The sequence below is a fragment of the Mesorhizobium sp. M00.F.Ca.ET.216.01.1.1 genome, from assembly GCF_004010325.2.
Classification (GTDB): Bacteria; Pseudomonadota; Alphaproteobacteria; order Rhizobiales; family Rhizobiaceae; genus Mesorhizobium.
Genome location: NZ_SADR02000043.1, coordinates 1 through 12910 on the forward strand (window position 1 = coordinate 1; position 12910 = coordinate 12910).

At 63.1% G+C, this 12910-nt stretch carries 16 protein-coding genes; 6 read left to right on the top strand and 10 right to left on the bottom strand.

Features of this window, described 5'->3' with window-relative positions:
• A partial coding sequence (locus EN859_RS32910) for an ISAs1 family transposase (protein WP_135913567.1) occupies window positions 1-284 on the top strand: 284 nt, incomplete at its 5' end.
• Window positions 285-473: 189 nt separating this feature from the next.
• On the opposite strand, the gene EN859_RS32915 is transcribed toward EN859_RS32910, so the two are convergent.
• The 3 genes from EN859_RS32915 to EN859_RS32925 all read right to left on the bottom strand — a co-directional run bounded on the left by EN859_RS32915 (window position 474) and on the right by EN859_RS32925 (window position 2915).
• The gene (locus EN859_RS32915) at window positions 474-1550 is read right to left on the bottom strand and encodes a 5-(carboxyamino)imidazole ribonucleotide synthase (RefSeq protein ID WP_127856806.1); all 1077 of its coding nucleotides are present in this window, start codon (window positions 1548-1550) and stop codon (window positions 474-476) included.
• The gene (gene purE, locus EN859_RS32920; RefSeq protein WP_127856807.1) at window positions 1547-2044 is read right to left on the bottom strand and encodes a 5-(carboxyamino)imidazole ribonucleotide mutase; all 498 of its coding nucleotides are present in this window, start codon (window positions 2042-2044) and stop codon (window positions 1547-1549) included. Before purE ends, EN859_RS32915 begins: the two co-directional genes overlap by 4 nt.
• 121 nt (window positions 2045-2165) lie before the next feature.
• The gene (locus EN859_RS32925) at window positions 2166-2915 is read right to left on the bottom strand and encodes a glucose 1-dehydrogenase (protein WP_127856808.1); all 750 of its coding nucleotides are present in this window, start codon (window positions 2913-2915) and stop codon (window positions 2166-2168) included.
• A 98-nt stretch (window positions 2916-3013) separates the two neighbouring features.
• Between EN859_RS32925 and EN859_RS32930 the strand changes: the two genes are divergently transcribed.
• Window positions 3014-3907 carry a LysR family transcriptional regulator gene (locus EN859_RS32930; RefSeq protein WP_127856809.1) on the top strand — a complete coding sequence of 298 codons (894 nt, stop codon included), beginning with the start codon at window positions 3014-3016 and terminating at the stop codon, window positions 3905-3907.
• Window positions 3908-4019: 112 nt separating this feature from the next.
• Here EN859_RS32930 and EN859_RS32935 read toward each other — a convergent pair whose 3' ends face one another.
• The 6 genes from EN859_RS32935 to EN859_RS32960 all read right to left on the bottom strand — a co-directional run bounded on the left by EN859_RS32935 (window position 4020) and on the right by EN859_RS32960 (window position 8824).
• Window positions 4020-5195 carry an aminotransferase class V-fold PLP-dependent enzyme gene (locus EN859_RS32935; RefSeq protein WP_127856836.1) on the bottom strand — a complete coding sequence of 392 codons (1176 nt, stop codon included), beginning with the start codon at window positions 5193-5195 and terminating at the stop codon, window positions 4020-4022.
• 60 nt (window positions 5196-5255) lie between these two features.
• Window positions 5256-5717 carry a RidA family protein gene (locus EN859_RS32940; RefSeq protein WP_127856810.1) on the bottom strand — a complete coding sequence of 154 codons (462 nt, stop codon included), beginning with the start codon at window positions 5715-5717 and terminating at the stop codon, window positions 5256-5258.
• A 34-nt stretch (window positions 5718-5751) separates the two neighbouring features.
• Window positions 5752-6546: an amino acid ABC transporter ATP-binding protein gene (locus EN859_RS32945; protein WP_127856811.1), complete on the bottom strand. Its 795-nt coding sequence runs from the start codon at window positions 6544-6546 to the stop codon at window positions 5752-5754.
• A gap of 4 nt (window positions 6547-6550) precedes the next feature.
• Window positions 6551-7201, bottom strand: coding sequence for an amino acid ABC transporter permease (locus tag EN859_RS32950; protein WP_127856812.1), 651 nt, complete (start codon window positions 7199-7201; stop codon window positions 6551-6553).
• On the bottom strand, window positions 7202-7867 hold the full coding sequence (locus EN859_RS32955; RefSeq protein WP_127856813.1) for an amino acid ABC transporter permease: 666 nt from the start codon (window positions 7865-7867) through the stop codon (window positions 7202-7204).
• A gap of 75 nt (window positions 7868-7942) precedes the next feature.
• Entirely contained in the window at window positions 7943-8824 is an 882-nt protein-coding gene (locus EN859_RS32960) for a transporter substrate-binding domain-containing protein (protein WP_127856814.1), read from the bottom strand.
• 125 nt (window positions 8825-8949) lie between these two features.
• On the opposite strand from EN859_RS32960, the gene EN859_RS32965 reads away from it, so the two are divergent.
• Complete coding sequence (locus EN859_RS32965; protein ID WP_127856815.1) at window positions 8950-9753, top strand: IclR family transcriptional regulator; 804 nt, start codon at window positions 8950-8952, stop codon at window positions 9751-9753.
• Window positions 9754-9787: 34 nt separating this feature from the next.
• Here EN859_RS32965 and EN859_RS32970 read toward each other — a convergent pair whose 3' ends face one another.
• Complete coding sequence (locus tag EN859_RS32970) at window positions 9788-9991, bottom strand: YdcH family protein (protein WP_023797035.1); 204 nt, start codon at window positions 9989-9991, stop codon at window positions 9788-9790.
• Between the two features lie 234 nt (window positions 9992-10225).
• On the opposite strand from EN859_RS32970, the gene EN859_RS32975 reads away from it, so the two are divergent.
• The 3 genes from EN859_RS32975 to EN859_RS32985 all read left to right on the top strand — a co-directional run bounded on the left by EN859_RS32975 (window position 10226) and on the right by EN859_RS32985 (window position 12874).
• Complete coding sequence (locus EN859_RS32975) at window positions 10226-10405, top strand: YdcH family protein (protein WP_006327870.1); 180 nt, start codon at window positions 10226-10228, stop codon at window positions 10403-10405.
• 355 nt (window positions 10406-10760) lie between these two features.
• The gene (gene ispG, locus EN859_RS32980; RefSeq protein WP_127856816.1) at window positions 10761-12014 is read left to right on the top strand and encodes a flavodoxin-dependent (E)-4-hydroxy-3-methylbut-2-enyl-diphosphate synthase; all 1254 of its coding nucleotides are present in this window, start codon (window positions 10761-10763) and stop codon (window positions 12012-12014) included.
• Window positions 12015-12019: 5 nt separating this feature from the next.
• Window positions 12020-12874 (top strand): lytic transglycosylase domain-containing protein, encoded by an 855-nt coding sequence (locus tag EN859_RS32985; protein WP_127856817.1) that lies wholly within the window; start codon window positions 12020-12022, stop codon window positions 12872-12874.
• Window positions 12875-12910: the final 36 nt, after the last annotated feature.

The window sequence follows — 12910 nt, forward strand, 5'->3', positions numbered from 1 at the left end:
TCTATGTCGCCTCGCGCGCCCTCACCGCCAAGCAGGCCGCAGTTGCCATCCGAAGCCACTGGGCCATCGAGAACTCGCTGCACTGGGTCCTCGACGTCACCTTCAACGAGGACAAATGCCGAAGCCGAACCGGACACGGACCCGCAAACATGGCCGTTGTCCGCCACTTCGCCCTGAACCTCGTGCGATCAATCGACGACCAGCGAAGCATCAAGCTGCGCCGAAAGCGCGCTGCAAGAAACAACAAATACCTCGAACAGATCCTCCAACCTTCAATCCGTTAACCCGGATTCAAAGCCGTGGCGCCCGATAGACGATGCGAATGGCGCACGCCATCAAAATTCCGCCCTCCGCGCCGACTGCCATTGCGTGGCCTTGGTCGACCGCAAGCTGCTCTCCGCCCATACGGACAGCGAAGAAGTTGATGTGAGCTGCACCAGCGAGGACGAGGCTGGTGAGCGGGCCGCACCACTCTAACCCCGACGGCCGATCCGCGTGAAATGGCCCATCTTGCGGCCGGGGCGCGCTTCGGCCTTGCCGTAGAGATGCAGCACCAGATCGGGCTCGGCGAGCAGAGCAGGAGCGCGCAAGACATCGTCGCCGATCAGGTTCTCCATGACGCAGTCGAAATGCCGGCCAGGATTTCCCAGCGGCAGGCCGGCGACGGCGCGAATATGCTGCTCGAACTGCGAGACGATGCAGGCGGCTTCCGTCCAGTGGCCGGAATTGTGGACGCGCGGCGCGATCTCGTTGGCCAGCAGAGAACCATCGGCAAGGACGAAGAACTCGACGCCGATGACGCCGACATAGTCGAGCGCTGCAAGTATCTTTGCTGCCGCCGCCTGAGCCGCAGCCGCTGTTTCGGACTTTATCCCGGCCGGCAGGGTCGAGGTGTGCAGGATGCCGTCGCGGTGGATATTTTCGGCCGGGTCGTAGGCAGCGAGCGAACCGTCGATGCCGCGCGCGGCGATCACCGATATTTCCCGCTCGAAGCTGATGAGGGATTCGAGGATCAGCGGCACGTTCCCCATCGCCTCGCAGGTCCCGGCAAAGCCGCCCGTTTCCATGTTGCGGAAAACGCGCTGGCCCTTGCCGTCATAGCCCAAGCGCCGCGTCTTCAATATGCCGCTGCCGTCGAACGTCTTCAGCGCGACCGTCAATTCGTCGTCATCGTCGACGGGGCAGAAATCGGCGGTGGGTATGCCGATGCCATTGAGGAATTTCTTTTCCGCCACCCGATCCTGCGCCACTTCCAATGCGCGCGCCGGCGGATAGACCGCGACCGTTGCGGCAAGCGCGCTGGCGGCTGCGACCGGAACGTTCTCGAACTCGTAGGTGACCACGGCACTGGCGGCTGCCAGCTCATCAAGTGCTGCGGCATCGTCATAGGCGGCGACGATCTGCCGGTTGGCAATCTGCGCCGCCGGACAGCCCGGCTGAGGCTCCAGGACCACCGTGCGGTAGCCGAGGCGTGCAGCGGCCATGGCCAGCATGCGACCAAGCTGACCGCCGCCGATGATGCCGATGGCCGATCCCGCCGGCAGGCTCACGGCGCGTCCGTGGGCTCGGCGGCGACCTTGGCGGTCTGGGCGGCGCGCCAGGCGTCCAGCCGTGCAGCAATGTCTTCGTCGTTCAGCGCCAGAACGGCGGCAGCCAGAAGGGCGGCGTTCGTGGCGCCTGCCTTGCCGATGGCCAGAGTGCCGACCGGAATGCCGGCCGGCATCTGAACGATAGAGAGCAGCGAGTCCTGTCCCGATAGCGCCTTCGATTCCACCGGCACGCCGAATACCGGCAGCGGCGTCATCGCTGCGGTCATGCCGGGCAGGTGGGCCGCGCCGCCGGCGCCGGCAATGATCACCTTGTAACCGGCCGCCCTGGCGCCCTTGGCGAAGTCATACAGCCGGTCGGGGGTGCGGTGGGCCGAGATGATCAGTCGCTGATGCGAAATGCCCAACGCCACCAGCGTTTCGGCGGCGTGGCGCATGGTCGCCCAATCGGACTGGCTGCCCATGATGATGGCAACGTCGGCGCGGTGATCGTCCAAGCTTCTGCTCCCGGCGGCAAAGGCGCGCATTAGCGGAATTCGAGGGGACCCGCAAGGACATCGGCCCGACCGAGCATAATCAGGGCTGCTCCTTCACCGCGATGCCGGAGGCCAGGAATCTCTAACGCCAGCCACCCGAGACGGTGATGCGCTCGCCGGTCAGCCAGGATGCGTCGGCGGAGGCGAGGAAGACCGCAACGCGGGCGACGTCATCGGGCTGACCGAAGCGGCCGAGCGGGGTCATGGCAACGATCTGCTTTTCGAATTCGCTGCCGACAACGCCGACGCGCTTGAGGCCTTCGGTGTCGACGCCACCAGGCGCGATGGCGTTGACGCGGATGTTGCGGGCGCCGAGTTCCCGCGACATCGAGAGCGTGATCGAATCCACTGCGCTCTTGGTTGCGGCGTAGACGAGCCCGTTCGGCGGTGGGTTCAGGCTGGCGACCGAGCTGATGTTGATGACGCTGCCGCCTTCGGGGCCGAAATGCTTCGCTGCCTCCTGGATGGTCAGGATGGTGCCGAGCACATTGATGTCGAACTGGTGATGGAACTCGGCTTCGGTCACCGCCTCCAGCGGTTCGAACTCGAACACGCCGGCATTGTTGACCAGTATGTCGACCGCGCCAAACGACGATATGGCCGCTTCGAACAGGCGGCGCACGTCGGCGCTCAGCGAAACGTCGCCCTGGACGGCAACGGCCCGGCCGCCACTGTCGCTGATCCCGGCGACGACGCGGTCGGCACCGTCCCGTGACGAGGCGTAGTTGACGATCACCGCGGCGCCGGCCGCCGCAAGACCTTTGGCGATACTCGCGCCGATCCCCTTCGAGGCGCCGGTGACGATTGCGACCTTGCCAGCCAGTTTGCTCATCAAATCTCTCCTTATGTCGATGACGAGCGATATCTAATGACGATCAGATGGCGTATTAGGATCGTCTTGGTCCGTTCTTTCATGCCTGGAATTCTTGAATGACAGCCATCCTCGAAAAGACCGCCGGTCTTGTCGCCTTCGTGCGCACAGTCGATGCCGGCTCATTCCAAGCTGCCAGCCGTCTGCTCGGCTCCAGCCCGTCGGCGGTGTCGAAGAGCGTTGCCCGGCTTGAGCGGCGGCTGGGTGTGCGGCTGATCCAGCGCTCGACGCGACGGCTTGGGCTGACCAGCGAAGGCATTGCCTATTACGAGCGGGTCGCGCCGCTGCTCAGGGCGCTCGACGATGCCGAGGACATCGTGCAGATGGCAGATACAGCGCGCGGCCTGTTGCGCGTCACCGCACCTGTCGAACTCGGACGCAGCCTGATCGCCTCATGGGCGCAAACGTTCCTTTTGCAGCACGCAGATGTGAAGCTGGAACTCAGCGTCACCGACCGCCATGTCGACCTGATCCGCGAAGGCTATGACGTGGCGGTCCGCATGGGAGCGCTGTCGGATACCGGGCTTGTTGCGCGCAAGATCGCCAATCTGCCGATCGTGCTGGCCGCCTCGCCCGCCTACGTCGAGCGGCGGGGCAACCCAGCCTCGATCGAGGAACTGCAAGGCCACGACTTCATCCGCTACCAGCTGGCCGGCCGGCCTTATCCTGTCACCTTTGCCGACGGCACAGTGATGGTGCCGAATGGGCGGCTAGACACCGATGACGGCGGCGCCATCCGGCACGCGGCTCTTGCCGGCGCCGGCATTGCGCACCTGATGCGGTTTGCCGTGCAGGACGACCTCGACGCCGGCCGTCTGGTGCGCATCCTGCCCGCGGTGGCGATGCCGACCATGCCGGTGCACATCGTTCATGCGTTCGGCCGGCAGCTACCTGTCCGCGCGCGTCTGTTCGTCGACTTCCTGGCAAGCCAGATGGCGGCGCTGGCAAGATAGCGCCGGCCCTCGGCTAGAGCCTTTCCATCCCGATGGAATCGGGATGGGGCTCTATCTGTCGATTGACCATGATCTTTTCCAAAACCCGGTTCCCACTTTTTGGGATCATGCTCTAATCCGGCCAGCGCAAGGCGCCGGCGAAGTTCTTGCGTGCGGGCTTCATGGCGTCCGCGGGGCGGTCGGCCGCGCTCAATACGGCGCGCAGGCGCTCGGCGACGACCTCCGCCTCGCCAGGGTGGAGATTGCAGGGGTCAAGGAAGAAGTGGCCACGCTCGACCTCGTGGTTGCGGACGATGATGGGAGGTGAGCCTGCCGCCAGTGCCGAGGCAAGGCCGGCGGCGGTGAACCGACTCTCCGGTGCGACAAACACCTGCAGGCGGTCGAGCGGATTGGCTGTCGGATCGGGGATGATGCGTGCGGCGATGCCGGGCAGGTCCTGCAATGCGTCCTTCCACAGATGCAATGCCGCTTCTTCCCGCTTGCGGATGCCGGCATGATCGCGCCGCTCCCAGGCTTCCAGCGCCGCGATGGTGCCGGCAATGCTTTCCTTGCCGACCTTCATCGCCCGCGCGACGCCGCGATTCTGGAGATGGGCGGCTCGCACCAGGTCCTTGCGCCCGGTGACGATGCCGCTTGTCGGTCCGCTGAGGAATTTGTGCCCGCTGTAGATGACGATGTCGGCGCCGCGGGCGAGGAAGCCGCGCAGATCATATTCCGAGGCGGCGTCGACGATCACCGGGACGCACTTGGCATGGCAGATCTCGCAGAACTCCTCAAGCGAGAGCATACCGTATTGCACCGTGTGATGCGCAACGACATAGAGGCCCGCCGCGGTGCGTTCCCGGATCGCCTCGCGCACATGATAGTCCTGCGTCACGCTGACCGTGCCGGCGGATATTGTCCTCGCTCCGGCCAACCGGATCGACTGGTCGATCGGCGCGCCGTAATTGACGATGTGGCCAAGTTGAACGATGACTTCCGACTTGAGGCCCTCAGTGTCGTCCGGCAGCCGCTCGATCGCGAGAAGGTTGGTGCCGGTCATGGCGCCGGCGGTCGCCATGGTGATGCCGCTGGCGCAGCAGGCGGTGATGAAGCCGGCCTCACCGCCGGTGAGGCGTGCTATGGCCGTGCTTGCTGCGCGTTGCAGATCGTCCATCTCTACCCACTGCGAAGCGATTTCCGACATCGCAGCGATCGCTTCCGGGACGATGATCGAGGCGCCGAGCGCCGTCATCGTGCCAGAAACATTGATGATCGGGCGAAGGCCGAGCCGTTCGCGAATTGTCATGTTGCATCGGTCGGCGGAGGCGGAATAGATCGTCATCTCTAAAATCCCATTGGTAAGACGTCAGGCAGCGATCTCGACGACCGCTTCGATTTCGACTGTGATGTTGCCGGGCAACGAGCCGACACCGATCGCCGAACGGGCGTGCCCGCCGATGCTGTCAAAGACAGCGGCAAAAAGATCGGAACAACCGTTGACCACCTTGGGATGGTCGCCGAATGTCGGCGTTGCATTGACGAAGCCAAGCAGCTTGACGACACGCACGATGCGGCCGAGATCGCCTGCCGCGGCATGCATGACGGCGAGCAGGTTCAAGCCGGTGAGACGGGCATGGCCATAGGCCTCTTCCACGTTGACGTCGTCGCCCACCTTGCCGGTGCAGAGCGTGCCATCGGCGCGCAACGGACCCTGGCCTGAGAGGAAGATCAGCCGGCCGCTCTCGGCATGGGTGACGAAGTTGGCGATGGGTGTCGGCGGTTCGGGCAGGGTCAGGCCCAGTTCGGCGAGCCGGATGTAAGGCGTCATAAAGGCTCCTTGCGGCAGCTTTCGCTGCCTGATGTCAGAAATGCGAGGCGCGGAACCGTGCCAGGAAGCTGCGAAGACGTTCGTTTTCGAACCCTGCCGCCAGGATCTCGGCAGGCGGGCCTACCGCGCTGATGCCGCCATCCGCCATGAAGACTATGCGGCTCGAGGCGTCGCGTGCGAAAGCCATCTCGTGCGTGACCATCAGCATCGTCATGCCGTCCTCGGCCAGGCTGCGCACGACCTCGAGCACCTCGCCGACGAGTTCGGGATCGAGCGCGGAGGTGATCTCGTCGAGAAGCAGGATCTTCGGCTCCATCGCCACCGCGCGGGCAATGCCGACGCGCTGCTGCTGGCCACCGGAAAGCTCTGCCGGCAAACTGTCGGCCTTGTGGGCGAGGCCGACCCGGCCGAGCCAGTGCTCGGCAATGGCACGGGCCTCGGCGCTGCTCTTGCCGCGCACCTTGCGCAGGCCAAGCATGATGTTGCCGGCCGCCGTCAGATGCGGGAACAGGTTGAAGCTCTGGAACACCATTCCGGTCTCGGCGCGCATCGTCGCCAGGTCGCGCTCGCTGCGGCGCTGGCGTGTTCCCGCCTCGCGGTAGCCGACCTCCTTGCCGTCGATGCGGATGGAGCCGCTGTCATAGCTTTCCAGGAAGTTGACGCAGCGCAGCAGCGTGGTCTTGCCGCTGCCGGACGGCCCGATGATCGTCACCACCTCGCCACGCGTAACCTTGAGGCTGACGGAGCGCAGCACCACGACGCTTCCAAAGGCTTTGGAAACATCGGAGACATCGAGAAGCGCCGGATTGGCGTGCGAGGCGTTGGACATCTTGCTATTCCCGGATGAAGGAGAAGCGCCGCTCCAGCCGCCGGCTGGCCAGGGAGAGGGCGTAATTGACGGCGAAGTAGACGAGCGCGCCGAGGATATAGAGCGGCATCGCCTCGTAGGTGCGGCCGATGACCTGGTTGATGGCCTGCATCAGGTCGGTGATACCGAGCAGCGAGACCAGAGCGCTGCCTTTTACCGCATCGGTGACGCCGTTGATCCACGGCGGCAGGAACCGCCTGAAAGCTTGCGGGAAGATGACGTAGGTCAGCCGCTGGCGAAAGGTCAGCCCGATCGCCATCGCCGCTTCGGACTGCCCTTTCGGTATCGAGCCGACGGCGCCGCGCAGGTATTCGATGACCTGCGCCGTCTTGAAGAGGGTCAGCGCCAGCACGGCCGCCCAGAAAGACTCCAGACGGAGCCCCACGGCGGGCAGCCCGTAATAGACGAAGAAGATAAGAACCAGGATCGGAATGCCGCGTATGGTGTCGCTGAAGATGCGCACCACCCAGCGCAGCGGAGCCGGACCATAGACAAGGCCGACCCCCATCACCACGCCGACAACAAGCGACAGCACCACAACCAGCAGCGACACCCATAGCGTCACGGCGAAGCCTTCAGCCAGGAAAGGCAAGGCATAGGCGATCTGGCCGAGCATCTAGTGCGCCGCCCTGAATCGGCGTTCAACCAGTCGAAGCGCATAGAGCAGCGCATAGCCGGTCAACAGGTACATCGCCGTTACGACAAGGTAGACCTCGACGATCCGGAAGGTGTTGAAGTTGATCCACTGGGCGCCATAGGTGAGTTCGGGCACCGAGATGACCGAGGCGACGGAGGTGTCCTTGAACAGCGATATGAAGGTGTTGGAAAGCGCCGGCAGCGTTATCCGCAGCATCGTCGGCAGGCGTACATGGAGGAGCCTTTGCCAAGGCGTCAGGCCGATCGCCTTGCCGGCGTCGAGCTGTCCGCGCGGAACCGCTTCCAGCCCCGAGCGAAACACCTCGACCAGATAGGCTCCACTATAGAGCGACAGCGTCAGGACGAACGATGTCGACGCGCTGTAGGCGACATCGATCACCGTCGGCAGGCCGTAGAAGACGAGATAGACAAGCAGGATCAGCGGCACGTTGCGGATGAACTCGACATAGGCCGCAATGACGGTCCGCACCACGCGCCCGGCCGATACGTACCAGACCGCCAGAAGCAGCCCGATGACGATCCCGATCACAATGGAGATCACGGCGAGTTCGAGGCTGAGCAGCAGTCCGCCCCAGAGCTTGTCGAAATGCCGCCAGATCAGGTTGAAGTTGAGGGCATAACCCATGCGTCTGCCTCAATGCCGAAGGCTGTCGAAGAGAAGACGGCGGAAGTGCGCCGAGGCGTTCTTCCGCCGTCTGTGTCAGATGACCGGAAAACCGGGATGCCGCGCCGGTGGCTCCTGCCCGAAGTAATCCTTGAACGCCGCGTCATAGAGTGCCGTTTCGTGACCGAACATGGCAATGGTGAAGGTCTGATTGACGAAGGTCAGCCAGTCGAGATCGCCTTGCCGGAGCGCCGCGCCGTAAAGCATTGAAAACCAACTCTTGCCGGCATCAAAGTATTTGTCCGGATTGCGCGAGGCGAGCCAGCGTACGGTGGAAAGATCGACCGCGGCGGCGTCGACGCGCTTCGATTCCAGTGCCTGCAAGACGTTGGCCTGGGTGTCGATCTGCATCACCTGCGCCTCCGGCAGGGCGATATGCACATTTTGCTCGGCATCGACGTTCTGCAGGATGGAAATCCGCGTTGCCGAGCCGCCGGCGAGCAGCTTGTCGAAGGTCTTGTTTTCGGCGGTCGGAAGGGTCAGCAAGGCGATGCCCTCGACGTAATAGGGCCTGGAGAAGTTGATCAGCTGCGAGCGCTGTGCGCTCATGGTCATGAACTGGATGGTGATGTCGACCTTGTTGGTGGTCACGTTCGGAATCCGTTGTGCCGGATCCTGCATGACGAATTCGACCTTGGTCGGATCGTCGAAGAGCCCCTTGGCAAGAATGCGACCCATGGTGATGTCCATGCCGACAAGTTCGCCAGCGTCGTTTTCAAAGTGCCAGGGCGCGTTGGTGCTGCCGGTGCCGACGATCAGCTTGCCGCGATCGAGAACGGTGCGCAGCAGGCTGTCCGGCGCCGCCTGGGCCGCGGCCTTCTGAACATCGACCGTTGCTGCTGCGCTCATCACTCCGGCCGTTGCGAGCCCGGCCATTCCCAGTTTCAGAAATTCACGCCTTTTGGATGTGTCGTTCACGGCGACCTCCTTTTCGTGTTGTGTTCCCCTTTGCCGATACATGCACCAGTTGATTTTACTAGATTGTCTCTTACAACAGACGCGTGTATCCTGTACAAGACAGATACTAACACCAGGAATCAACAATGCAAGATGGCAATGCCTTGACAATCCGGCCGCACGCCTATCCGGACGAAGAAAAGAGTTCGGGCTCCCGTGAGAAGGGTCTCAACCGGGTGCTCCAGATCCTGGAGTTCCTTCACGTGACCCAGCGTGCGATCGGCATCGGCGATCTCGCCAAGGGGGTGAATGCGCCGCGTTCGACGACCTATACGCTTGTCCGTTCGCTGGTCGATGCTGGCCTGCTGGAAATGGCCGGCGACGGCAATCGCGTCTATTTCGGAAAGAAGCTCTATCTCTACGGAATGGACTATGTGCGGGGCAACGACCTGCTCAGGAGAGGGCGTCAGGAAGTCGACAATCTGTCGCGCGAGACTGGCGAGACCTCCGAATTGTGCATGCTGCAGAGCGGCCGTTACACGATCGTCCATTCAAGTCCGGGCACCAGGCCGTTCCGGATCAGCTCGGCGACCGGCTTGCAGATCCCGCTTCCCTGGACTGCTTCGGGGCGGCTGCTTCTCGCAGGGTACGAAAGGACTGATATCGAAGGCATGGTGTCCGAAGACGATCTCGTGCTGCCGGACGGCCGCAAGTTGCGGCTTGACGATTTCATAGCCGATATCGCCGTCGCCAAGTCGGCCGGCTACTGCGTCACATCAGGCCTTGTCGACGCCTATACGAAATGCCTGGCGGCGCCGGTGTTTTCGGCGCCCGGCAAGGTCGAGGCGACGATGTGCCTGGTGGTTCCCATCGATACCTCCAGGGAGAGGACCGATGACCTCATAGCGCTATTGCGCGAACGTGCCGCGCGGCTTTCGATCACGGGGTAAGCGGCCTTGTCGAAGCGTTACCGGCAAATGTCGCTCAGGCAATGATGTCTGGAATGATCCTGTCTTCCAGCGCCATCAGCCGGTCTTTCAGGAACAGCTTCTTCTTCTTCATGCGCTGGATCTGCAACGGATCGCAGCCCATGGCGATCATCGCATTGATGGCCGCGTCGAAATCGGCGTGTTCCTGTTTCAGCCGAGAATATTCGAGGCGGATATCAGCCTGTTCCTGTTCGGACATTATCTACCGTCTGCACGTCTGCGACGCCCAAAGATGGGCCTGATTGGGCGGGGCCGGCGCCTCTTGCAACCGGCGCGGTGCCCATACCACATTTCAGATTGTCGTGGAATGCTACCAAGCAGCATTCGACATCGATGCCGGATGGTGGCACACTGTCACCGTGCCGTCACAGAAGCGAGCCTGGACGCGCCTTGACGGCTGCAATCGAGGAAACCATGAAAGGGAGAACCAATCATGTCTCTTGCATCCCATCTTGATGAGTTGCAGCGGAAACACGGCGACATCGAGCGCGAAATCGATGATGCAATGAACCATCCATCGGTCGACGACCTCGAAATCGTGAATCTCAAGCGGCGCAAGTTGGCAATCAAGGACGAGATTGAAAAACTGAAAGCGAAACCGACGACGCACTGACGCTCTCCCAGGAATAGCCGCGCCGCTTTCGGCGCGCGACCATCTTTCCGGGTGGCAGCATTGCCGCTCGCGTAGTTTCTGTTTTGCATTCACATCAGGGTTCCGGTCGCCGACCTCGTCCGTGACAGGTTGATGTGTCTTTCACCGATCTGCCGGGCGCCGATCTGCCGGATCTGCCTGCCGTCGCCATTGACAAGCCATCTTTGCTCCTTCACCTGATGCCCGGACCTTCTGCAGCGCCGCGCGTCCTTTCGGACGCGTAAGAGACGCTGTAGCAATTTGATTTTGCGCATGATCCCCAGCGAAAACCGATTCTGATTTTCGGGGTAATGTGCCAGACAAAAGGCGGCCGGCCATGACCGGATATTTTTCTTCTCCTTTCCCGCGCCGGGCCTCGGTCGGCGTCGATGTCGGCGGCGTGGTCGTCGGCGGCGGCGCACCGGTCGTCGTGCAGTCGATGACCAATACCGACACCGCCGATGTCGACCAGACCGTCGCCCAGGTGGCGGCGCTGCATCGCGCCGGCTCCGAGATCGTGCGCATCACCGTCGATCGCGACGAGAGCGCCGCCGCCGTGCCTGCCATTCGTGAGCGGCTCGAACGGCTCGGCATCAACGTGCCGCTGGTCGGCGATTTCCATTACATCGGCCACAAGCTGCTGGCCGACCATCCGGCCTGTGCGGAAGCGCTGGCCAAATACCGCATCAACCCCGGCAATGTCGGCTTCAAGGACAAGAAGGACCGCCAGTTCGCGGCGATCCTCGAGATGGCGATCAAACACGACAAGCCGGTGCGCATTGGTGTCAATTGGGGTTCTCTCGACCAGGAGCTTCTGACCCGTCTGATGGACGAAAACCAGAGCCGGGGTTTTCCGCTGACGGCGCAGGAAGTCACCCGCGAAGCGATCGTGCAGTCGGCGATCCTGTCGGCCGAGATGGCCGAGGAGATCGGCCTTGGCCGCGACAAGATCATCCTGTCGGCCAAGGTCAGCGGCGTGCAGGACCTGATTGCCGTCTACACCGAGCTCGCCACCCGCTCCAATCATGCGCTGCATCTCGGCCTTACCGAGGCCGGCATGGGCTCGAAAGGCATCGTCGCCTCGTCCGCCGCCATGGGCATCCTGCTCCAGCAAGGCATTGGCGACACGATCCGCATTTCGCTGACGCCGGAACCGAATGGCGACCGCACGCGCGAGGTGCAGGTGGCGCAGGAGCTGCTGCAGACCATGGGCTTCCGACAGTTCGTGCCGATCGTCGCCGCCTGTCCCGGCTGCGGCCGCACGACGTCTACCGTGTTCCAGGAACTCGCACAGAACATCCAGGCGGACCTCAGGAAGAACATGCCGGTGTGGCGCAAGAAATATCCCGGCGTCGAGAACCTCAAGGTCGCGGTGATGGGCTGCATCGTCAATGGCCCCGGCGAATCCAAGCACGCCGATATCGGCATTTCGCTGCCCGGCACCGGCGAGACGCCGACGGCGCCGGTGTTCGTCGACGGCAAGAAGGCGGCAACGCTGCGCGGTCCGTCGATCGCCGCCGACTTCGAGAAAATGGTCGCCGACTACATCGACCAGCGGTTTGGCCAGCACGGCAAGGCCGCGGCGGAGTAGATTTGATGCGGCGTTTCCTCAGGGCGACGCTGGTTCTGCTTTGCGCCATGGCCTGGTCGACAGGCGTCCGCGCCGATCCGCCGCAACCGCCCGCGAAACGGCTGATCGGCCGGGTCTGCGACCTGATCGAGGCTCATGCCGAACAAAACGGCCTGCCGAAGGATTTCTTCGCCCGGCTGATCTGGAAGGAGAGCCGCTTCGACCCGAATGCGGTCAGCCCGGTCGGCGCCGAGGGCATCGCCCAGTTCATGCCGGGCACCGCAAAGATGCGCGGCCTCGCCAATTCCTTCGACATCGCCCAAGCGATCCCGGCCTCGGCAAGATATCTCGCCGAAATGAAAACCGCCTATGGCAATCTCGGCCTGGCGGCTGCCGCCTACAATGCCGGCGAAAGCCGCGTGTCGCGCTGGCTCAGTTCCGGTGGCTTCCTGCCGATGGAAACCGAAAGCTATGTCTTCGACATCATGGGCGAGCCGGTGGACAATTTCTCCGATGCTGCCCATGCCGGAAATGTCCAGCCGCTCGATCCAAAGGCAAGCTTTGCCGTCGCTTGCCGCAAGCTGCCAGTGATCATGTCCAAAACCGTGGCGATGGCATCGATCAACGTCAAGCCATGGGGCGTCCAGGTGGCCGGAAATTTCCGCCGCGGCGCTGCGATCAATCAATGGCTACGGGTGAGGAGCCGGTTTCCGGCCTTGCTCGGGGGCCATGATCCCGTCGTCAGCCGGGTGCGCACGCCGATCGGTCGGCGCGGCATCTATGCGGTCAGGATCGGCGCCGACTCGAGGGCCGCTGCCGACGTCGTCTGCCAGAAACTGCACAGCGTCGGCGGCGCCTGCATCGTGGTGCGCAACCGATAGCTGTTCGCGACGAAGGTATTCGGGGACGCCGGAGCG

Coding starts and splice junctions, on each gene's coding strand:
- EN859_RS32950 (WP_127856812.1), bottom strand. CDS start 7,201: ATGCTCGGCCAGATCGCCTATGCCTTGCCTTTCCTGGCTGAAGGCTTC.
- EN859_RS32930 (WP_127856809.1), top strand. CDS start 3,014: ATGACAGCCATCCTCGAAAAGACCGCCGGTCTTGTCGCCTTCGTGCGC.
- EN859_RS32945 (WP_127856811.1), bottom strand. CDS start 6,546: ATGTCCAACGCCTCGCACGCCAATCCGGCGCTTCTCGATGTCTCCGAT.
- EN859_RS32970 (WP_023797035.1), bottom strand. CDS start 9,991: ATGTCCGAACAGGAACAGGCTGATATCCGCCTCGAATATTCTCGGCTG.
- EN859_RS32985 (WP_127856817.1), top strand. CDS start 12,020: ATGCGGCGTTTCCTCAGGGCGACGCTGGTTCTGCTTTGCGCCATGGCC.
- EN859_RS32925 (WP_127856808.1), bottom strand. CDS start 2,915: ATGAGCAAACTGGCTGGCAAGGTCGCAATCGTCACCGGCGCCTCGAAG.
- EN859_RS32955 (WP_127856813.1), bottom strand. CDS start 7,867: ATGGGTTATGCCCTCAACTTCAACCTGATCTGGCGGCATTTCGACAAG.
- EN859_RS32940 (WP_127856810.1), bottom strand. CDS start 5,717: ATGACGCCTTACATCCGGCTCGCCGAACTGGGCCTGACCCTGCCCGAA.
- EN859_RS32935 (WP_127856836.1), bottom strand. CDS start 5,195: ATGACAATTCGCGAACGGCTCGGCCTTCGCCCGATCATCAATGTTTCT.
- ispG (WP_127856816.1), top strand. CDS start 10,761: ATGACCGGATATTTTTCTTCTCCTTTCCCGCGCCGGGCCTCGGTCGGC.
- EN859_RS32975 (WP_006327870.1), top strand. CDS start 10,226: ATGTCTCTTGCATCCCATCTTGATGAGTTGCAGCGGAAACACGGCGAC.
- EN859_RS32965 (WP_127856815.1), top strand. CDS start 8,950: ATGCAAGATGGCAATGCCTTGACAATCCGGCCGCACGCCTATCCGGAC.